Below are 19370 nucleotides of genomic sequence, written 5' to 3' on the forward strand. Positions count from 1 at the left end.
GCGGTCACCAGGGCTTTGACCCTGTTCTCGAGACCTTCTCGTTCCATTCGTTCGCAAGACGATATGCATCAAGTATTTGCCATATCCAGAAGACAAAGAAAACGATCCCGACGACGATCATCAATGTCATCCATCCACTGACATCATCAAACGTAGGGGCATCTCCCAAGCTCAAGAAAAGCATGGTGAAGAGGACGGTTGGGATCAAACTGATCACTAGGATGACAAGCCCCCTGGCTATCCTGCCACAATATATCTGCCCCAGTCCAGACAGGATGAACGAGAACAGTATTGCAAGGAAAGGCTCCTTCTCCTCGACCTTCTCGACGAACCACGGTCCGCCTGGACCATACAGCTGAGCCCCGCAAAACCCGCAGAATTTCGCGCTTTCATTGAAGACGTTCCCGCAATTCCTACACTTGATCATGAGCTGTCATGGGGCATCAGGCATATTCAGACTTTTATGTCTTCGCATCGGGGTCACATGATGACCTTATCAAAAGGCTCATAATCGATCGGTGACGTGACAGTGCTCATGAAGATCGAGGAACATGACTGTCAATTCTGCGGAAAGAAGGCCAAGCAGTTCTGTTTTGCGGCGTTCTGTTGCGAGAGCGAGGAATGCGTGGACAAAGCCAGACTAGAGAGGGGAGGACCAGGCGGCCATATGAAAAAGGAACATGGGCCGATCAGGATCGATGAGGAAAAGTGAAGGTCAATCGTCGTCCAACGCCTCAGAGAAAGCGACGGCGACATCTTTTATCGGTATCCTAGGTCTGTCCTTATAGGTCCCAAAGTCTTTCTGTGCACAGTTGAGGTGTATCATGCATTTTGGACAGCTGGTCAGGAGCATGTCTGCTCCGGTCCTCCTTGCCTCTCCCAGCCTTCCGAGCTGCCACTTTTTAACTATGTGATCGCACTGCACAAAGCATGTGCTCCCGCAGCAGGCGGACATCTCGCTGCTCCTTGGCATCTCGATCAGCTCACCTATGCTGGAGATGGCGGCCCTGGGGGGGTCATATATGCCCATAAATCTGCCAAGCCTACATGGGTCCTGATAAGTGAATTTCAGGCCAAGGCTATCTGGGGCCAGATTGCCCTCATCGATCCCTTTCTTGATGACCTCTGTTATGTGCACTACCTTGTAACGGACATCACCAACGACCTCAGGATAGATACAGGCCAATGTATGTGAACACTCAGGGCAGACAGTGATGATGTTTCTCACATCAGACCTTGATATCGCATCAACATTGGCCTTGGCCAACCTCAGGAACTCGTCCATATCTCCGAGCCAATAGGCATCGTGTCCGCAACACCTTTCACCCTCGATCAATTTGGGCCTGATGCCGGTCTTATTGAGGATTCTCACTGCTGAGCGGAGAGATGCGGTAAGATCGACCTTTAGGTCTCTGAAAACGATATCAAGCAAGGGGATGCAACCTACGAACAGAGCAAATTCAGAACGATCATCGAGCTCTAGGCCTTCCTTGGTCCAATCGTTCCTTTTTCCGATCCCCTTCCCCGTTGCCTGGACCGACCTGATCGAATCGATGATGCTTGCATGCGTCCTCACTGGTATAGTGCTATTCAGGCGGTCCTTCCTGAGGGCTTGCATGAAACCTGGAAAGTCGACCCCCTCGGGACAGACGGTCCTGCATGTGCCGCAAGTCATGCATGACCAAAGGTCAAGCCCGTTGATCCCATGGACCATGAACCTCTCTGCAGTGTCTCTTGGTGAGAACTCCCTCTCGAAATGAGAGGCCGGGCAGGAGAAGGTGCAATGACCACATCCGATACATGAAAAGATATCAGGCCGGTCTTCGCCTTGGCTCAGGGCGACCCCTCCCTGAGCGGTCCGATCTCTTTGATCTTCTCGACGAAGTCCTTGCAGGTCTCAGCAAATAGCGTTCCCTCGGAGGCCGAGATCCATTTGAGCAACAGCCTCTCTTCCGATATCCCCAAGGCCTTTAAAAGGTCCCTTGTCTGTTCCATCCTGGTCTTTGCGTTTTTATTGCCTATCTTGTAATGGCAATCGCCGATATGGCAGCCGAGGACCAGGACACCATCGGCCCCTCCTTCTAAGCATCTAAGGACCATGCTAGGTTCTACCCTTCCTGAGCACATCACCCTTAAAATCTTTATGTTCGATGGATACTGGAGGCGCGTCACCCCTGCAAGGTCAGCACCGGCATAGGCGCACCAGTTGCAGCAGAATGCAATGATCTTCGGCTCCCAGGTCAATCCATCTCACGCTCTCGGCCCTAACATTGAGATCAGGGCCTTAACCCCCCTCACGCCTCGACATGTGATAGTTTTTTCCATTGGGGAGACCAGGTACTTCCGGTCGATCAATGGAAAGGATTATGATTGGGCCATCGCTCTCTCATCCCGATGCCCAAGATAGTAGGTTTTGCAAGGACCTCCCTCCTTGACTGGGATGGAAAGGTCGCAGCAACGGTCTATCTGCAAGGATGCAACCTGAGATGCGGCTTTTGCCACAATCCAGACCTTGTCCCGATGGTCTCAGGGCTCACGGAGGTCCCTTTCGAGGAGATCAGTGGGTATATTGCGTCGAACAATGACTTCCTTGAGGGCGTTGTCATCACAGGAGGGGAGGCCACGATACATAAGGACCTGCCCGAGCTGATATCCAGATTCAAGGATATGGGCATGAAGGTCAAGTTGGATACCAACGGGACCAATCCCTTGGTGTTGAAGGATCTGATCAGGTCAGGGATGTTGGACTTCATAGCCATGGACATCAAGGCCCCCCTGAACCATAAATACTCAGAGATAACATCTTCCAAGATCGACCTCGACGCGATTAAGGGGTCGATATCATTGATCATGGACGAGATGACCGACTATGAGTTCAGGACAACGGTCGTGCCCTTTTACCTCGACACGCCTGACATCGAGGCCATAGCCTCTTTCATCGGTGGCGCGAAGAAATATGCCCTCCATCAGTTCAACAACAAGAATACGCTCGACCCGAGGCTGGCGCTCATGTCACCGTATCCTGACAGCAAGCTCAGGGAAATGGCCGAGGTCGCGAAACAGTACGTCAGGAAGGTGGTTCTCAGAGGTACGACCTGAGGGTTTTTTTTATAAAACCATCGTCAATATTTAATATTTCAATCCCCCATTTTACTCCAGCCATAATAGGAAATGCATGATCTGACTGGGTGGTTCAAGATGACCGAAGGGGGAAGGTTGAAAACATACATCGAAGGATTTGACAGGATAATGGAAGGCGGGATCCCTGAGGGTCACCTGGTTTTGATCTCGGGCACCCCTGGCACCATGAAATCCTCGCTCTCTTATTATTTGCTATATCATCATGCGATAGAGAACGGGACGACGTCCGTCTATGTCACTTTGGAACAGTCCCGGGACAGCCTGCTCAAACAGATGGAAAAGATGGGGATGAGGACCGAGCTGGTCAAGGACAAGCTCCATGTGCTTGACCTTGGCCTCATCAGGAAGAAATTGAAAGAGGTCCAGGGGGGCAGCTCTTGGCTCCACGTGTTCAAATCCTATATGACGAACCTCAAGGAGAACCTCGACTACAAGATACTGGTAATAGATTCTCTAGACGTCCTTGAGACAATGGCAGAGGTCTCCAACAGGAGGACCGAGCTTTTCTACCTATTCGAGTGGATGAGGGACCTTGGGGCGACCGTCCTTCTGATCTCTGAGTCCTCGACGGAAAAGATCCTTGATGGTAAGTACGATGAGGGATACCTGTCTGATGGGATCATAACATTGAAGATGCAGGTCATTAGGGATGTCGAATCACAAAGACGGATCAGGTGCGTCAAGATGAGGGAGACGAACCACGACCCCTCATATTATTCGTTGTTGTATAACAACGGGAGGTTCCAGGTCACCAGGGTCATAAGTGAATGAGCGCGGTGTCATAAATGGCCAGCAAATTTGAGTGCCCCCGATGTGGCAGCGGGATAAAGCCTGGAGACTATCAGTGCGACCGTTGTGGGGAGATCCTTCGAAAAATCGAAAAGAAGGCCCCGCCCCGGCAAGCTGCCCAGGTCGACGAGCCCTCAAGTACCAGGCCACATGCTGACATCAATGTTGACGAACAGAGAAGGCTCGATCTCCTTCAAAAAGAGAGGGACCTGCAGATAAAGGAGAGACAGCTGGCCGAAAAGGAATCCCGGCTGAAGGATATGATGGAATCTCTGGAGAAGGATGCCCAACATCTGGACGATTCGATCGCCCTCGTTGAAAACCAGAAGGCCGTGCTCCAAGAGAAACAGGAATCGATCCTCGAAAGGGAAGAGCTTTTACTGGACCTTATGCAAAGAGTGGAGGCGGGACTTGCTGAGATAGCTGGTTACATCGAGGCATCAAAAAAAGGCGCGATGAACGAGGACGACCTAGGGGCGGTCCTCGAGCTCAAGCGCAGGTTCACCTCCACATATGAGCCTGAAAGAAGGAGGGTGAAGAAAGGAATAATCGACTTCGACGTTCAGGACCTCAGCAGAGTGATCGAGCTGGAGGCGATGCTCCGTGCCGCGGAGGAAAAGGCCAATAAATACCGCTTGCAGCTTGAGGAAAAAACAGAGCTCACTTCCGAGGAGTCAGTCAGCGTAATTCCCGATGAAAAACTGATGGAGGAGATCAGCTCGCAGCTCGATGAACAGATAGGTAAGGGATGCGCTGATACACAGATAGGATTACCGATACAGACAAGGATGGACAAGATGGACAGCATTCTTGGAGGGGGCATCCCCACAGGGCATGTCATACTTGTCACGGGTCCGCCAGGCAGCATGAAGTCGACGTTGGCTTACAGCCTTGTATATAATGCATCGATCGCCCAATCGACGAACTCCTTATACATATCGCTGGAACAGAGCAGCGGCTCGCTTTTAAGGCAGATGGAAAGGCTCAACATGCCGGCCCATAGGATCGGCGACAAGATGATGGTCGTCGACATGGTCGGCCTTCGAAAGACGATGGCAGATGAACAGGGTGATTGGAGGAGCATCCTGCTGAGATACGTCAAGAACATTTATTCTGAATGGAGGTTCAAGTTCTTCGTCCTGGATTCCTTGGGGGCTTTTAAGTCGATAACCTCTCACGAGTACTCGAGGGAAGACCTTCATGAACTTTTTGAATGGTTCAAGGAATTGGGCATTACGGTGTTCCTGATAGCTGAGGCGGGCGCGGGGGACGCGGCCGAGATCATGCAAGAAGCATACCTATCAGATGGCGTCATCGAGATGAGGATGAAAGAGTTCGGTGATTCAAGGGTACAGAGATGGATGAGGGTCGTGAAGATGCGCGGCATGAACATCGATACCAGATTCTATGCCATGCTCCACAACGGTGACCATTTCATATTCACTCTCCCGATGGTCGAAACTAACAGGGGCCCCTGACGCTCACGGCACGAAATATGTTGACAAGCTTTTATAACATCATAAATGATGTAAGCACGGGAAGGATGCCACCGCAGATAGAGCGCATAAAGACATATGTCCAGAATTTCGATGATTACATACAGGGCGGTATACCGAAGGGCCAGGTCGTCCTGATCACAGGAACGCCAGGAACAATGAAGTCATCGCTCTGCTACAGCATCCTATACAATAATGCGCTCTACGAGAAGACAAAGAGCGTCTACATGACCTTGGAGCAATCAAGGAATAATCTGCTCGAACAGATGCAGCTGATGGGAATGGAGAATCCGGCCGTACAAGAGTACGTTCAGGTGGTGGACCTGGGCCTGATCCGCCGGAGCCTGACCGAGCTGAGCTCAAGAGGCTCTTGGCTGCAGGTCTTCAAGATGTATGCTGAGAATCTGAAGAAGACAATAGGTTTCGACATCCTCGTCCTGGACTCCCTGGATGTATTGGAGATGGCAGCCCAGATACGTGATGACAGAAGGACAGAGCTGTTCTATCTCTTCGAGTGGCTGAGGGGCATGGGCATTACATCTTTCCTCATATCGGAGAGGGCGCCTGAGGAGATCTTCTCGCGAAGCTACGACGAAGGATATCTTGCGGATGGGATATTGAGCCTGAAGCTGCAGGAGATCGGCGAGTCCGATGTTCAAAGGCGGATCAGGGCCGTGAAGCTGAGGAGCACGAATCACAAGGCGGGATACTTCTCCTTGCTGTTCAGTGATGGCATGTTCAGGGCCACCCAGGTCATCAGCGAATGAAAATGGCCAGATGGAATACCGTCAAGGTTTAATACGAACAATTGATTTGGTGGTCCCACAGGGCTCATGGTCTAGCGGTCATGACGTTTGCCTCACACGCAGAAGGTCGCCGGTTCGAATCCGGCTGAGCCCACCATTTCATCACCGGTCGCACGGCTTATAATTATTGAAATTTATCAATAGATATTATGGACTAAGAATGTTGTGACATTTGATAGTGGCAATGGTATCGAGCAATAGTCTGGCCGATCGGGAATAACATACACCATTAATTTTTGATCCCACATTATCGTTCGTTTAAAAATTGTTATACATCCTTATCTTTTAAGTTGAGGCCATGTCCACACATCCCGTTTGTAATAGATGGGGTCTAAAGGTCGAGAAGATCATGGCCAGCTAATTAGAAGGTGTTATAACGATCTTATCAGAACAGCAGTTATTGCACAGAATTGACCTCCACGAGCCAGGTCTGTGATAATATCGGGGCCCCATATGACCGACCAAAATTTGACCAGGGCCCTTTTTATGAAACCCCCTCTTTTCATTTCGGTATACCTATAGGTATTATGTCATTGCATACAAACGGTCTTGAGACCGGTCAGAAAATATTCAATGTAGAATCGATGGATGGACCCCATCCCAACGTAGGTCTATCAGATCTGATTAACATTATTTTATTACAACAACTAAATTTAAAAAAAATCGACGATGGCCTTGGGAAATAAACTGTCATCAGCTTGTGCTCGGCAAGCAGATGAAAAGCCCTATGTTGCACAACGAGATGATTGAATAAAAAGTCGACCACTATGTACATGGATGGATTGTCGGTCGGTCTGGTCGAAAATTTTGTCAATTTATTATCGGTAGAAAGTATTTTGCAGATTTCAACCCCATCCACTGCCGACATGCCAGAAGAAAAGAGGAAAGGGAGTCTGATCGGAAAGGTCTTAAGATTAGTACCTACTGAGATCGGAGATGCCCTGTCAAGGACCAGCCTTCGTTCCAAGGGTACGGTTATGGTCATTCTGTTCTGTTCTATCTCTCTTATTGTATGGCTTGCTCAAGGGCCTAGCTCCATTAGCAATATTTTCAGTATCATTGCAAAGACCTCTGCGTTCATTTCCATCACGTTGCTGTCTTTGAACTTCATTCTTGCTACGAGGCTTTCGGTCTTCGAGGCTCTTTTTAATGGCATCGACAGGGTCTACAAGGTGCATAAGGTCGTTGGGAAGTTCTCATTGTTATTCATCTTGGTCCACGTGATGGCCCTCATAGCAAAGGCCCTACCATCGACCGATAAGGTCCTTGACCTTGTTGTTCCAGGGCTTAAGATGCCCATAACCTACGGTATGATCTCCCTACTCCTCTTGTTCACGTTGCTGGTCCTGACCCTGCTGATAGACCTACCTTATGAACGGTGGCATATGACGCACAGGCTTATGATCTTCCCGTTGTTGCTGGCCTCCTGGCATGCCCTTCAGGCAGGCTCGGACATAAGGGATCATCCGGTCCTAGAAGCATGGGTGATCATCATTTCCTTGGCCGGGGTCGTGTCATATCTGTACACCATCGGGCTTTATCGATACCTTGGACCGAGGCATACGATGAGGATAATGGCTGTGAAAGAGATGGGTAACATGACCGAATTGGCCATGGAGGATCTGACCAAAAGATTCAGTTACCGCCCAGGGCAGTTCGTCTTCATTCGGTTCCCTGAGCTTCAGGAGGATTTTGAGATGCACCCTTTCTCGATCTCCAGTTCTCCAGGCGATATGTACATCAGATTGTCCATCAAGAGGACGGGCGACTTCACATCGGACATTGTTCCTAAGGTCAGCGAAGGAGACCTAGCAAAGGTGATGGGGCCATATGGACGCTTTGGCGAGAGGTATCTCTCTCAAAGTAAAGACATGGTCTGGATCGCAGGCGGTGTGGGAATAACACCATTCTTGAGCATGGCAAGGTGGGAATCGAAGAATCCCTCAGGAAGAAGGATCTTCCTAATATGGACCTACAGGAGCGATGATGATGCGGCATATCTTCCTGAGCTGATGGACACGGCATTGTTGAACCCAGACATGACTATCGTGCCTTGGAAGACTGGAGACAAGGGAAGGTTGGACTCGGCCATTATCAGTGAGCTGGTGGGCGGGGTGGAGAGGGTGAGAGAGATGGCGATCTTCATGTGCGGCCCGGTCAAAATGATGGATTCGCTGTCCAGGCAGTTCTTGTCAATGGGAGTAAGTTCACGCAACCTCATCTTCGAGGATTTTGACCTGATGTAAAAGAAATCTGATCTGGTCGATGACGCTTTACCGACTAACATCTGAGAAACAACAATATGCTAAACCCACCATCCATGGTCCGTTCATTCAGGAAGGAGCTCAATGTTTAAGGGGGAAAAATTGGAAGGAGCGGCCCTTAAGGCCCATATCATCAGCGCGTTCCCCATAGTCCTCATGCTATTTCTTGTGGTCTCGGCCATCTACGCCCTGTCCTCGGCAAATGTTTATTGGCTGATGGTAGCGCTCCTTGCATTGACGATCTCGCTCCTTCCTCTTCAAAGGGGGGAGGGCGTGTTTGGAGCATGGAACCTTTGGGTACCGGCATTGGTGTCAGGCCCATATCTCCTCGGGATCGCAGCTGAGATGTTCGGTTTCGAACCATTTGACCTCAAATCACCGATCTTTTGGGTGATCGGAAGCATATCTTTGTTCTCCCTGAGCTTGATGACGATCGACGCCCTGAGATATACAAAGGTGCGGCTCAACACCTCTTTCACCGTGATCTTCACGTTCGTGTTTTATGTCGCCTTATTGGCACTCCAAGGGCCAATGGACTATTACCTTAATGGACGGATAGGACGTTCCTATTTTGAGGACAATATCGTGATGATGTCCTATCTGATAGTCTGCACGACCATTGGGATAGCTCTCATCATCGTGATAAGATCGAGGCTGGGCCTCACCATGCTGCTCAGGATGCCAGAAAAGGGAAGGTGGGAGCTCGTCGATGGTCGGAACCTGAGGGTCACGTTGTTCTTCACGGTATTATTGACATCCCTGATGTTCTTCAGCTATTCCAATGGAAACAGGTATTCGCTGGGCACGGGGGTGGTATCGGTTTTGCTGCTGTGGGTACCCCAAGGTCTGGACATGCGAGGCCTGATAAGGCTCCCAAATGTGGTGATAATCATCATAGGGGTCTCTCTGATCCTGAACTCCTTCGGCGTTGCATCCGGTCTATATGACAACAGCTATTGGTGGGACAAGATAACGCACATTATCTCCGGTTTTGCGGTGGGGATGATAGCTGCGATAGCATTGCTGCTTCTGCAGGGCATGGGCAAGATCTATTTCCCACATTACTGGTTTATCTTCTTCCTTTTCATCATAGTGCTCTTCTTCGAAGGGATCTGGGAGATCATCGAGTTCACTTTGGACCACACCATCGGAACATCGATGCAATATGGCCGGTTGGACACTGTGAACGATCTGATGTCGGATTCCATAGCAGGACTTATAGTGGGGGCGGCGGTCGCCTATTATACAAAAGAATCTCAGAATGATGACTTCATCAGGAAAATGAAGGCCGAGAGGATAACGCAGATATTTGACGATTCGATGTGACCGTTTCACAGAAGGTTGATCCCATAAGAGCGATATGGATGTTCAAGACCTGAGAGCACTAAGATATTGCTCAGGGTCTCACTGGTCATGGTCGAGGAGATAGGATGTCCGTGATTTGTCTTAAGGAGGTCTCGAGGGCGGTCGCCAGGACGAGACGGGCAGCAATCCTCATCCGTCATGCGGAAAGGTACCATATCCACAGCATCAAAGGGAGCATGGGCATCGGTCTGACCGAGAAAGGGCTCAAGGACGCATATGCAATGGGGACCGAACTACCATCAGGTCTTCCCGTGAACTTCTTCCATAGTCCGGCCCTCAGATGTCGACAGACGGTGGAGGAGATGGCAAGGGCGTTTGTTGAGAATAATGGGCGTGTAGGGGCCTTAAAGATGGAGGCCACACTCTGTGGTCCCTATATCAGAGATGAAAGATGTCTTCAAGAGGCAGAAAGGACGAGGGACAAGTTCTTAAGAAGATGGTTCGACGGCGACCTAGACCCCTCTTGGATATATGACAAGGTCGCATCTTCGCTCTTTGTCCTCGGCCCGATAATATCAAGGATGGTCTCGGGCCCCCCTCATCTTGACATCCACGTCTCTCATGATTGGGAGATCGTTCTTCTGAGGGAGACATTGATCGGGCTCAAACATGAGGACCATGGGTGGGTGGATTACCTTGATGGTCTGATCTTTGAACCAAATGGGAATGGGTATAAAGTGACCTTCGGAAAAAGATCCGCGCGTTTCCTGGTCAAGGATGGGAATATGATCATTGGACGAGGCTTTTGCTCTGACGCAGGCATTATGTAACTTATGAACATGGTTGGATGGATAAAATTAATTAATATATTCTACATATATATTTAAAATATAATATTGTCTGGCACCAGGACTTTTCTATCTTAACAGGTAGATATGGATGGATACTCCATCCGTAACAATCTTTAATATTCACATAGACCCCTTCAAATCTACTCGCCATCCTTTTCAGGGCGATGAGGTGGAACAGAATGAGTAAAGAGGAGATTTTAGCTGGATTGGAAAAAGCCGTCGTGGCAGGAAAGAAGGATGACGCCAAGAGATATGCCAGCGAAGGATTGGCCCATGGTGTCAAAGCTCTTGAGGCCATCGACCAGGGATTGATCAAGGGGATGAACATCGTCGGTGACAAGTATGCAGCCCACGAGTATTTCCTTCCGCAGGTGCTCTTGGCCGCGGATGCGATGTACGGTGCGCTCGACATCCTGCTCCCCCACATACCGAAGGACCAGCTTTCAAAGCAGATCAAAGCGGTCATCGGCGTCGTCGAAGGCGATGTCCATGACATAGGCAAGAACATCGTGAAGACGATGATGACAGCAGGCGGGTTCGCCGTTCAGGACCTAGGCCGAGACGTGCCACCAGAGAAGTTCGTCGAGGGTGCGAAGGCGAATGATGGTGGTATCGTGGCGATGAGCACCCTGATGACGCCCACCATGGACGGAATGAAGATGGTCATGGACGGTCTGATCGAGTCCGGGGTCAGGATGAAGGTCAAGGCCATCATAGGTGGTGCGCCGACCTCTCAGGAATTTGCGGACGATATAGGGGCGGATTTCCATGCTGTCAATGCCCAGGAAGGAGTCTCAAAGCTCAAGGCAGCGTTGCTCTGAGCACAGATCAGGGGGAATGAAGATATGGCAGACACAATGAACCACATTGAGAGAGTATTGGCGGCGCTGGGTGACAAGCCGGTCGACCGCCTGACAACCTATCCGATCGCCTGCGGGGTCTGTCGCAGGACCGTCGGCGATGGTAAGATGACCTATAGGGAATGGGCAACCGACCCGAAGAAATATGCACAAGGGTTCATCAGCGGGCAGAAATATTTCGACTTTGACTTCGCGATCGGTCTCATGGACCTATCGGTCATGGCAGGCGACCTTGGTTGCCACGTCCGCATGGACGAGCAGAACACTCCGTTCGTGGACAAGACGATCATCAACAGCCCAGAGGACTATGAGAAGCTGCAGGTCCCTGACATCAGGAAGGGCCGCACTGGCGTCATACTTGAGGGGACAAAGATGTTCGTGGACGCCATCGGAAAGGAGGTCATCACCGCGGGCTTCATCGAGGGGCCGTTGCTCGCTCTGACACAGTCCGCAGGTGCCGAGCGCGTCTTCATGGACATGGTCAACCACAGGTCGGCCGTCCACAAGGCGCTCGAGACCCTCACGGCGTATGATGCCGAGTTCGTCAAAGGGTTCGCCCAGGCAAAACCAGCGGGATTGGTCTGGGACTACCTATGGGGCAACTATTCATGCCTTGGGGACGCTCAGTATGAGGAGTTCGAAGGGCAGCACAAGTATGCGGGATATCTCAACGAGCTGACAGCCAAGGAGGGAATGGCATTCTGCATACACAACTGCGCAGACCTGCCGCACCTTGACACACAGATCAAGAAATTCAAACCGGCGATATACTCCATGGCATACTACCCATTGATCCCTGGAAGCCCCTCTGCAAAGGAGACGATAGCGAAGGGATATGCCGACAACTGCCTGATCGCAGGCCAGATCGACCCGCAGCTCTTTGTCCGTGGGACCGTCGAAAAGATGGAGGCCACGACGATGAAGCTTATCCAAGAGGTCAAGACGGCATTGTGCCAGAAGGGGCTCCACTCCAGATACTGCATAGCATCTGGATGTGAGGTGCCGCCGTCCGTCACGACCAAATTGGAGAACATCAAGGCCTGTGTAGACACCGTCAAGAAGTATGGCCAGGTCCAATGCAACTGAGCATTGCAGACCAAACCCCTTCTTTTTTTAATTTTATAAGATTTAAAGCCCTTGACCTCAAAACCTATTTAATAATGTCATTGCGTTCGAGATGAATTGAGTGAGAACATGAAGATCGCGCAGATAGCTGGCTTCCTGGGGAGCGGAAAAACGACCTTCCTTATCGAGGTTGCGAAGGAACTGGTCAACAGGGGGCACCGCATCGCGATCGTCGTCAATGACGTGGGCGACATCAACGTTGATGCGAAGTTCATCGAGATGTATGGATTGAAGGCGAAGGAGATCTCTGGAGGTTGCATATGCTGTCAGATAGCTGGAAGCTTTGCGACCACGGTCGCAACTTTGTACAATACCTTCAAACCAGACATTATAATCGTAGAACCTTCAGGCGTCGCGATACCATGGGGGTTGAAAAGGGCAGCAGAATACTCGGAGGAGGAGATGGAGGCAAAGATCGAGCACTCTCCCGTTGTGACCCTCGTCGATTCGGTCCGTATAGACGAGCTATTGGAGTCAGTAAGGAGATTGGTAGAGACCCAGATACGCGAGGCAGATGTGGTCTTCATCAACAAGATAGACGCTTCAACTTCCGAAAAGATAAGGCGTTCAGAGGATTTCGTCAGATCCATCAACCCAAGGGCAAAGATCATGCATGGCTCAGGGAAGCAAAATCAGGGGGTCAAGGAGATCGCGAACCTCATCGAGACCGAGCTCTCCCCAAGGTATGATGAGGCGATGGAAAAGGAACTTCTCAGGAAACAGTACGTCGAGGGGCAGCAACAATGAAAGAAATGGACGAGGAACTGCACATCGAGATGCACAGGTTGGTCGACGAGCTTGGGAAGTTCAGCATCCACATGACCATTCGACCGAACAAGGTCATGTCAAAGGAGGCATGTGAGGAGTTCGTCAGGACCCTCTTGGAGCAGATAACCAAAGAATGCTTTAATGACGGAGCGGACCTCGTGGGTCATATAAAGGCGTTCCTCTCGTCGGAACATGGCACGACGCTCGCCGCCTCGTTGATACATCACCAGATGCCGGTCAACATCACCAATGCCCTCGATGCCAGAGGGCTCAGTGTCGGCGACATGACCGTCCACGTTATTGTGCACGGGATCTGGGACGACACAGTGAAACATGCTTCCATGGAGAGCATCGAGAAAGTCCTGCCGACCTATGGGATCCAATATGAGGTCCTGAAGGATTATTATGAGACCGAAAAAGGCATAGCCCATCACAAGTGAGGATGAAGAATATGGTAGAACCTGTAACGGATCCACACGCGCTCGATGGTTATTATATGGCGATGAGGGCAAAGGGGTTCTCATCAAATACTGTCGATTCGGTGAGGAGGCATAAATGCCCCAATTGTAATTTTGAGTTCGCCTTGGTCTATGGCAGGACCACCGCGTGCCGTGGATGCGCAGAGGCGGTCAAGAACTGTCCAAAAGTAAGATGCCCCAAGTGTGATTTTGAATGGTTCATCAGGGACGTCCCTCATATCAACAACAAATATCGCGCAAGGTCGGTGGAGACGCACATCTCTGAGGTCGTCGAAAAATATTACGAGGACAATGGTTGGAAGAAAAATAGATGAACGATTCGCTCCTTCATGATGCCATTTCTATTTAAGAGCGTCCTCCATCAATTTCAAGAATGCCAAGATCTCGTCCTCCTTGATGTCAGGGAAATCCCAATCGCTTGTGAACTGACATGGCCCGATCTTCCTATCTGTCGCATCGTCCAGGACAACGGACCTGGCGACCTTCATTCCAGCCTTCTCAAGGATCCGGTCGCAGCATCTGTTCCTGCATCCGTTGATGGCGATGAGGTCGTTCATGTCGACCCCGCTCATAGATATCATGATAGGGCTGGTCGCGACCGTACAGATGCTGAACTGCAGCATCTTGCCTGTATTCCTTGGGCCGAACTTCTCGATCGCCCGCTCGAGCATGACGCCGCGCTCGCCATTGGCACCGCAGACTATCACGCCTTTCCGCATTTGCTCCTTGCCTCCTGAACTAGTTTAACGATTTTTTCTGACTCCAACTGGACTGCCTTATCAGAGACCATCGCATATTGGTTCAACATCAATTTCCCGACGGGATTTACGCCATACCTCATCAAGGTCTGAAGACCGCAAAAACCTTCACAACCGTCCACCACGACGACGCATCGGCCCGCGAGCGCCCTCATCTCCTCCACGGCCTTAGGGATCTCCGCCAAGGCAGGGGCGACGGTGACCATCCTGATCCTTTCTTTTTTTGAGGCCTCTCTGACAGCTGCTCTCAGCACTCGGGCCCCAGGACTATACCCAGAGCATATTACCACGTCCACCTCTTCGCTCATACCCTTGCCTCGAAGAACAATCTCGGTTTTCCTATCGCCGTCGCTGTCACCTTGGTCTCAAGTCTAATGCCAGTTCCCCAGCTCTTTCCCAGGTGGCCGATCTTGTCGTCCTTCTCGACGATAACCTCTACCTCGTCGGCACCCGCCTGGACCGCCATTTCCTTAGCGGCACCCCTTACCCAGTTCTCTGCATAGGCCACCGCTTCATCCAATGTATCAAAGTCCTTCCTCTCGAGCGGAGAGTGAAGTATGCAGGGAGGATTATCCATTGCCGACACTCCAGGTTTCGGCCTGATCAGAACCTCTACGGTCTCCATGATGCTCCCAGTGATGGCACCTACTGCGTTACCGACCTCTGAGTGCTCAGGGAGCAACAGATGTGTCCCAAACTTCTCGGCGACAGCCGGAAGGTAAGCACCGACAGGTGCGCCGATACCTATTATCTTTTTATGCAGTTTCAGGTTGATGGAGTAGTCCAGACCTGGTTTATGGGTGATCGTCTTATCGAACGTGTCCATACAGACATCACAGGTGGGCATCGAGCCGGTCTCCTCATAGACGAGCTTTTTGATAAGTTCCATCGAGATCTTGTAGATGACCGCCTGGCGGACCTGCCTACAGAACTCTGAAGGTTCGATCTCAAGAATGTTCGATTGTATCTCGACCGCCAGCCTTGACGCCTCCTCGTCATATTCGATGTAGGACCTGTCAGCATGCAGGACGTCGGTCGGGGTAAGGCCGATCCGAAGTATGTAGCCAACCTCCTCCAACCTCCTTATGTTGAAACTGAACGGATGAATACCTGTTTTCTCCGACACCTCGTAGACGGTCATCGGCTCCTGCTTGACAAGGTCCACAAAGGTCTGTTCCTCTTTTGAGAGCTCCATACCGACGACAGCCTTGTTGAAGATGAAGAATTCCGTATTCTGGATAACATTTTCGATGGCCACGTGTCCTGCCTGTGGCCTCGGCTTTTCTTGGCTCGCCTTCACGAGCTTTGGTTTTATGCAATCGAACCTGCATGACGCGATGCAAAGCGGCATGACCCGCAGAGGGTTAAGATAGATCTTCCCATTGGTGACGACTATCCTGCTGTCCCCCCCGCATCCAGAGGTGGAGATGTCCGCTGCCTTTACCCTCGTGCGCCATCCACCTATCATCGCCCCCTCAGGGTCCAATCTGGGCATGCCTTTTCTTAGAACGCCGATATCGGTGGTCGTCCCTCCAACATCGATCATGATCCCGTTCTCTTCTCTCGTAAGATACTTTGCGCCGATCAAACTGGCCGCCGGTCCAGAAAGGACGGTCTCCACCGGTCTCTCGCTCGCGACCTGCTCTCCCATCAACGACCCGTCCCCCTTCACTATCATCAAAGGTGCGACGATACCATAGCTCTTCAGCACCTTCTTCACTGAATCTAAGAGGTCGGCGATTATAGGGATGAGCTTGGCGTTGAGGATCGCAGTGACCGTTCTCTCATAGAACCCAAGCTTTGAAGAGAGCTCGTGACCACAGACCACGGGGTGGGAGCAGATGCCCTGCACCATCCTCTTCAGGGCCATCTCGTGCTCCGGGTTCCTTACACTCAGGTAGCTTGAGATGGCATAGGCATCGACCTTGTCCTTCGTCCTTATAACGAATTCTCTGGCCTTGTCGATCTCCAGGTCAGCCAACTTCTCACCGACAAGATTGTGCCCGCCCTTGATCTCTATGAACTCATCGATCGGCACCATCTGCCGGTACTCCCCACCAGCCAGGATGAGACCTACCCTGCACCCCTTCCCTTCAACAACGGAGTTGGTTGCCAAAGTGGACGAGACAGATACGAGCCTGATGTCAGAATGTCTCACGTTCTCAAGCTTGCCGATAGAGTTCGATATCCCTTCTGAAAGGTCGTGCCTTGTCGTCAAGGCCTTGGCCTTGCTCAGGACCTTTCCCTTCTCAAGATCGATGATCACAGAGTCAGTATATGTTCCACCAGTGTCGATTCCAAGACCCAGATGCATCATTTCCACCTTTAGGACCCAATAGGATAGTAAAGTAAGAACTCCAACCCTCTTTATAAAGAATGACGATGGGCTGAACAACAGTTCTGTTCCATCTACTAATTGACACATTAACGCATGTAAATATTTCGCCACGGAGTAATTTATGAAAAAAAATTACAATGCCAGAGCGATAGTTTTATCAATATCCTCTTTCACATTCAGCTTATATCCGATGCGGCCTCGCACGAACGATATTTTGACGACCTATGGGCGATCTCATTGACCTTATCATCTGTGACCCTCTGCACCACAGGGATATCCTCCCCGAATGCCCTTCTGAACTCTCTTAAAATGTACTCGTGTACCAGCCCTGATCTTTTCATTGATTCATAGCTCCAATTGTCGGCAAGATCAAGGATGGCCTCTTTTCCATAGCGATAGAACGCATCAGCGAGCATGGAGTTGACGATCGTGTTGTCCGATATCACAGCGATGTCCGCCTCTCTCACCGCTTGGGCGCACCCGTTAAAGGATATGGCCAGTCCACCGCCCTTTCTCACGATCCCTAATGAACGGGGGTCGCTCACGGCCCCTCCGATGTATATGCAGTCCTCAAGAGAGACCCCCATCCGCTTGCATATCTCCACAACCGCGGACGCCTTCTCTGAATCCCCTATGATGGGCGTCTCCATGATCAGGTGATAGCTCGATAGATCCGTCATATCATTCCAGAACATCTGATCCAGACGTTGGATCGTCCTTCTGTCCTCCGGCCTCAGATCCTTAAGCCTGTTGCCGAAAGAACAATGGATAGGGGGCATCGAGGCGATCTCTTGCGCCATATCTCTCAAGGTCTGTGCTTCCCAGTCATCGATCTTGACGGAGTCAAGGCTGAACCTGATACAAAAGGTGTTCTCGAAGGGGAATCCGACGTTCTCGCAGACCGCCGTGACATGATGTTCATATAATGATGTGACCAAGAAAGGGGACATTATCTCTTGAACAAACCTCATGGTCTTGCCAGAACCGGGCACTAACCGCAGGGCCCCCTTAAAATGTTCCACCAGGGAATGGTCCGTCACCCCATATGCCTTGAGGAACGGGAGGACCATCTTTGCCCTATCCCCTTCCCTATGTCCGTCCTTCCTCACGACATTGGCAAGGACCTCGTCGTAGCTCGATATGACCTTTAGGAACCGGTGCCCTTCCGGAATGAACTTGATGCAGGCCTCATGGACCGGATTGTTCCTCGACACGGCGCCATCGCACTCGCTGATGAACACCTTTCCATCGTATGGCATCAGGTCGTCAAGGCCATCGAACTCCATCTTATTCCCTTCTCCTTACATCGTCGAGCTATCGTCTCTAAGCATATGCTCCTATGGTCAGTGGACGAATGTCTTCATAAATATTCCCATCTGAAGGAGTTGGGCAGCTAGGTCGAGGGCCTCCTTCTTCGATGGTCTGACCGATTTAAAAAAATAAATGTAAGTTGCTGGCATTGATGATGTCTATCACAATAACCATCAGGGATGCAAAGGATGAGGACCTGGAGGCCATCAACGATATCTATAACTTCTACGTCCCTAGGTCCGATTGCACGATGGATATCGGACCGATCCCGATGGAAGAACGCAGGCTTTGGTTCAATGAACATGGTCCTGAGCATCCCATCATAGTCGCCGAGCACGAAGGGGATTTGCTCGGGTGGGCGTCCCTTTCAAAATATCGCGTGAGAGCCGCATATAGACCAACCGTTGAGGATGCGATATACGTCAGGGACGACATGAAGAGGATGGGGATCGGCGGAGCGCTCCTCGATGAGCTCATCGCCCGGGCCAGGTGGAATGGGTTCAGGAGCATAATCTCCGTCATCAACGCGGAACACACACCATCATTGGCCTTGCACAAGAAGAAGGGTTTTATTGAGGTAGGACATCTGCATCAGGTCGGTTATAAGTTAGGGCACTGGGTCGACATTAAGATGCTCCAGCTCCTACTCTGACCAATAAATTCAGATGTCAAACAATACCTGCACGGAGGGCTCTTTTTCATCTATCTTCATCATATGGTAGGTGACCGCCTTGATCTCTCTTTTTGCCCTGTGTCGCTCGACATCGATCTCCTCCCCCCATGCCGTGCATGTCAGGGCAACCCCTTCGATCCTGACATCGAACCTGCAGAAGACCAGTCTTGTGGTATCATGTATGTACAGGAACTCCGAGAGGAAGTTCATGAGAAGGGACTCCAGGTCAAAACCTTCAACGTTGAAGGAATATTCCCTGCGCTCTTCCACCTTTTCGACATCAACGATCTGGTCGAAAAGGGCATAAGCAGCGTTCGCGAAGCACTCCGCCAGTGACCTGCCCTTTGCTCTGATCATGACATCCGCGGTGTGCTCCAGCAGCTCGTATCTCATCGCCAACTCCTAA

Annotated in this window: 22 protein-coding genes, 1 tRNA gene and 1 pseudogene; 15 read left to right on the forward strand and 9 right to left on the reverse strand. The window is 50.8% G+C overall.

The window, feature by feature from the left end; all coding sequences use genetic code 11:
• Window positions 1-4 precede the first annotated feature (4 nt).
• The gene (locus tag HPY73_06455) at window positions 5-427 is read right to left on the reverse strand and encodes a zinc ribbon domain-containing protein (protein QLH75114.1); all 423 of its coding nucleotides are present in this window, start codon (window positions 425-427) and stop codon (window positions 5-7) included.
• Between the two features lie 96 nt (window positions 428-523).
• Between HPY73_06455 and HPY73_06460 the strand changes: the two genes are divergently transcribed.
• Complete coding sequence (locus tag HPY73_06460; protein ID QLH75115.1) at window positions 524-712, forward strand: hypothetical protein; 189 nt, start codon at window positions 524-526, stop codon at window positions 710-712.
• Between the two features lie 3 nt (window positions 713-715).
• Here HPY73_06460 and HPY73_06465 read toward each other — a convergent pair whose 3' ends face one another.
• The 3 genes and pseudogenes from HPY73_06465 to HPY73_06475 form a co-directional block, all read right to left on the reverse strand.
• Entirely contained in the window at window positions 716-1714 is a 999-nt protein-coding gene (locus tag HPY73_06465; protein ID QLH75116.1) for a (Fe-S)-binding protein, read from the reverse strand.
• Window positions 1631-1894: pseudogene (locus HPY73_06470) on the reverse strand (4Fe-4S dicluster domain-containing protein). The gene HPY73_06465 and the pseudogene HPY73_06470 overlap by 84 nt, the downstream one beginning before the upstream one ends.
• Entirely contained in the window at window positions 1834-2244 is a 411-nt protein-coding gene (locus HPY73_06475) for a hydrogenase iron-sulfur subunit (GenBank protein ID QLH75117.1), read from the reverse strand. Before HPY73_06475 ends, HPY73_06470 begins: the two are co-directional and overlap by 61 nt.
• 150 nt (window positions 2245-2394) lie before the next feature.
• Between HPY73_06475 and HPY73_06480 the strand changes: the two genes are divergently transcribed.
• The 13 genes from HPY73_06480 to HPY73_06540 all read left to right on the forward strand — a co-directional run bounded on the left by HPY73_06480 (window position 2395) and on the right by HPY73_06540 (window position 14198).
• A complete protein-coding gene (locus HPY73_06480; protein QLH75118.1) occupies window positions 2395-3099 on the forward strand; it encodes an anaerobic ribonucleoside-triphosphate reductase activating protein in 705 nt (234 codons plus the stop codon).
• A 72-nt stretch (window positions 3100-3171) separates the two neighbouring features.
• The gene (locus HPY73_06485) at window positions 3172-3912 is read left to right on the forward strand and encodes an AAA family ATPase (GenBank protein ID QLH75119.1); all 741 of its coding nucleotides are present in this window, start codon (window positions 3172-3174) and stop codon (window positions 3910-3912) included.
• 14 nt (window positions 3913-3926) lie between these two features.
• Entirely contained in the window at window positions 3927-5408 is a 1482-nt protein-coding gene (locus HPY73_06490; GenBank protein QLH75120.1) for an AAA family ATPase, read from the forward strand.
• 65 nt (window positions 5409-5473) lie between these two features.
• Window positions 5474-6193, forward strand: a complete 720-nt coding sequence (locus tag HPY73_06495; GenBank protein QLH75121.1) for an AAA family ATPase — start codon at window positions 5474-5476, stop codon at window positions 6191-6193.
• Window positions 6194-6253: 60 nt separating this feature from the next.
• A tRNA-Val gene (locus HPY73_06500) sits at window positions 6254-6329 on the forward strand.
• Between the two features lie 769 nt (window positions 6330-7098).
• Complete coding sequence (locus tag HPY73_06505) at window positions 7099-8478, forward strand: ferric reductase-like transmembrane domain-containing protein (GenBank protein ID QLH75122.1); 1380 nt, start codon at window positions 7099-7101, stop codon at window positions 8476-8478.
• A 120-nt stretch (window positions 8479-8598) separates the two neighbouring features.
• A complete protein-coding gene (locus tag HPY73_06510; protein ID QLH75123.1) occupies window positions 8599-9822 on the forward strand; it encodes a hypothetical protein in 1224 nt (407 codons plus the stop codon).
• 104 nt (window positions 9823-9926) lie between these two features.
• A complete protein-coding gene (locus HPY73_06515) occupies window positions 9927-10631 on the forward strand; it encodes a histidine phosphatase family protein (protein ID QLH75124.1) in 705 nt (234 codons plus the stop codon).
• A 200-nt stretch (window positions 10632-10831) separates the two neighbouring features.
• A complete protein-coding gene (locus tag HPY73_06520; GenBank protein QLH75125.1) occupies window positions 10832-11473 on the forward strand; it encodes a corrinoid protein in 642 nt (213 codons plus the stop codon).
• Between the two features lie 24 nt (window positions 11474-11497).
• Window positions 11498-12598 carry a uroporphyrinogen decarboxylase family protein gene (locus HPY73_06525; protein QLH75126.1) on the forward strand — a complete coding sequence of 367 codons (1101 nt, stop codon included), beginning with the start codon at window positions 11498-11500 and terminating at the stop codon, window positions 12596-12598.
• 96 nt (window positions 12599-12694) lie between these two features.
• The gene (locus HPY73_06530) at window positions 12695-13384 is read left to right on the forward strand and encodes a hypothetical protein (GenBank protein ID QLH75127.1); all 690 of its coding nucleotides are present in this window, start codon (window positions 12695-12697) and stop codon (window positions 13382-13384) included.
• Window positions 13381-13845 (forward strand): hypothetical protein, encoded by a 465-nt coding sequence (locus tag HPY73_06535; GenBank protein ID QLH75128.1) that lies wholly within the window; start codon window positions 13381-13383, stop codon window positions 13843-13845. Before HPY73_06530 ends, HPY73_06535 begins: the two co-directional genes overlap by 4 nt.
• Before the next feature lie 2 nt (window positions 13846-13847).
• Window positions 13848-14198 carry a hypothetical protein gene (locus tag HPY73_06540; protein ID QLH75707.1) on the forward strand — a complete coding sequence of 117 codons (351 nt, stop codon included), beginning with the start codon at window positions 13848-13850 and terminating at the stop codon, window positions 14196-14198.
• Between the two features lie 27 nt (window positions 14199-14225).
• Here the strand turns inward: HPY73_06540 and HPY73_06545 are convergent, their stop codons facing one another.
• The 4 genes from HPY73_06545 to HPY73_06560 all read right to left on the reverse strand — a co-directional run bounded on the left by HPY73_06545 (window position 14226) and on the right by HPY73_06560 (window position 18266).
• On the reverse strand, window positions 14226-14603 hold the full coding sequence (locus HPY73_06545) for a hypothetical protein (protein ID QLH75129.1): 378 nt from the start codon (window positions 14601-14603) through the stop codon (window positions 14226-14228).
• A complete protein-coding gene (locus tag HPY73_06550) occupies window positions 14588-14950 on the reverse strand; it encodes a hypothetical protein (GenBank protein ID QLH75130.1) in 363 nt (120 codons plus the stop codon). Before HPY73_06550 ends, HPY73_06545 begins: the two co-directional genes overlap by 16 nt.
• The gene (locus HPY73_06555; protein ID QLH75708.1) at window positions 14947-16956 is read right to left on the reverse strand and encodes a hydantoinase/oxoprolinase family protein; all 2010 of its coding nucleotides are present in this window, start codon (window positions 16954-16956) and stop codon (window positions 14947-14949) included. The genes HPY73_06550 and HPY73_06555 overlap by 4 nt, the downstream gene beginning before the upstream one ends.
• 200 nt (window positions 16957-17156) lie before the next feature.
• Complete coding sequence (locus tag HPY73_06560; protein ID QLH75131.1) at window positions 17157-18266, reverse strand: hypothetical protein; 1110 nt, start codon at window positions 18264-18266, stop codon at window positions 17157-17159.
• Between the two features lie 176 nt (window positions 18267-18442).
• Between HPY73_06560 and HPY73_06565 the strand changes: the two genes are divergently transcribed.
• A complete protein-coding gene (locus tag HPY73_06565; GenBank protein ID QLH75132.1) occupies window positions 18443-18943 on the forward strand; it encodes an N-acetyltransferase family protein in 501 nt (166 codons plus the stop codon).
• 9 nt (window positions 18944-18952) lie between these two features.
• Here HPY73_06565 and HPY73_06570 read toward each other — a convergent pair whose 3' ends face one another.
• Entirely contained in the window at window positions 18953-19357 is a 405-nt protein-coding gene (locus tag HPY73_06570) for an archease (protein QLH75709.1), read from the reverse strand.
• Between the last annotated feature and the right edge of the window lie 13 nt (window positions 19358-19370).

The organism is Methanomassiliicoccales archaeon, assembly GCA_013415865.1.
Classification (GTDB): domain Archaea; phylum Thermoplasmatota; class Thermoplasmata; order Methanomassiliicoccales; family UBA472; genus MVRC01.

Excerpts from the sequence above, each read along its gene's own strand:
- HPY73_06565 (QLH75132.1), top strand. The coding sequence starts at position 18,443 with ATGATGTCTATCACAATAACCATCAGGGATGCAAAGGATGAGGACCTG.
- HPY73_06490 (QLH75120.1), top strand. The coding sequence starts at position 3,927 with ATGGCCAGCAAATTTGAGTGCCCCCGATGTGGCAGCGGGATAAAGCCT.
- HPY73_06535 (QLH75128.1), top strand. The coding sequence starts at position 13,381 with ATGAAAGAAATGGACGAGGAACTGCACATCGAGATGCACAGGTTGGTC.
- HPY73_06465 (QLH75116.1), bottom strand. The coding sequence starts at position 1,714 with ATGGTCCATGGGATCAACGGGCTTGACCTTTGGTCATGCATGACTTGC.
- HPY73_06555 (QLH75708.1), bottom strand. The coding sequence starts at position 16,956 with ATGCATCTGGGTCTTGGAATCGACACTGGTGGAACATATACTGACTCT.
- HPY73_06520 (QLH75125.1), top strand. The coding sequence starts at position 10,832 with ATGAGTAAAGAGGAGATTTTAGCTGGATTGGAAAAAGCCGTCGTGGCA.
- HPY73_06485 (QLH75119.1), top strand. The coding sequence starts at position 3,172 with ATGCATGATCTGACTGGGTGGTTCAAGATGACCGAAGGGGGAAGGTTG.
- HPY73_06550 (QLH75130.1), bottom strand. The coding sequence starts at position 14,950 with ATGAGCGAAGAGGTGGACGTGGTAATATGCTCTGGGTATAGTCCTGGG.
- HPY73_06545 (QLH75129.1), bottom strand. The coding sequence starts at position 14,603 with ATGCGGAAAGGCGTGATAGTCTGCGGTGCCAATGGCGAGCGCGGCGTC.
- HPY73_06495 (QLH75121.1), top strand. The coding sequence starts at position 5,474 with ATGCCACCGCAGATAGAGCGCATAAAGACATATGTCCAGAATTTCGAT.
- HPY73_06505 (QLH75122.1), top strand. The coding sequence starts at position 7,099 with ATGCCAGAAGAAAAGAGGAAAGGGAGTCTGATCGGAAAGGTCTTAAGA.
- HPY73_06540 (QLH75707.1), top strand. The coding sequence starts at position 13,848 with ATGAAGAATATGGTAGAACCTGTAACGGATCCACACGCGCTCGATGGT.
- HPY73_06525 (QLH75126.1), top strand. The coding sequence starts at position 11,498 with ATGGCAGACACAATGAACCACATTGAGAGAGTATTGGCGGCGCTGGGT.
- HPY73_06560 (QLH75131.1), bottom strand. The coding sequence starts at position 18,266 with ATGGAGTTCGATGGCCTTGACGACCTGATGCCATACGATGGAAAGGTG.
- HPY73_06515 (QLH75124.1), top strand. The coding sequence starts at position 9,927 with ATGTCCGTGATTTGTCTTAAGGAGGTCTCGAGGGCGGTCGCCAGGACG.
- HPY73_06455 (QLH75114.1), bottom strand. The coding sequence starts at position 427 with ATGATCAAGTGTAGGAATTGCGGGAACGTCTTCAATGAAAGCGCGAAA.
- HPY73_06480 (QLH75118.1), top strand. The coding sequence starts at position 2,395 with ATGCCCAAGATAGTAGGTTTTGCAAGGACCTCCCTCCTTGACTGGGAT.
- HPY73_06570 (QLH75709.1), bottom strand. The coding sequence starts at position 19,357 with ATGAGATACGAGCTGCTGGAGCACACCGCGGATGTCATGATCAGAGCA.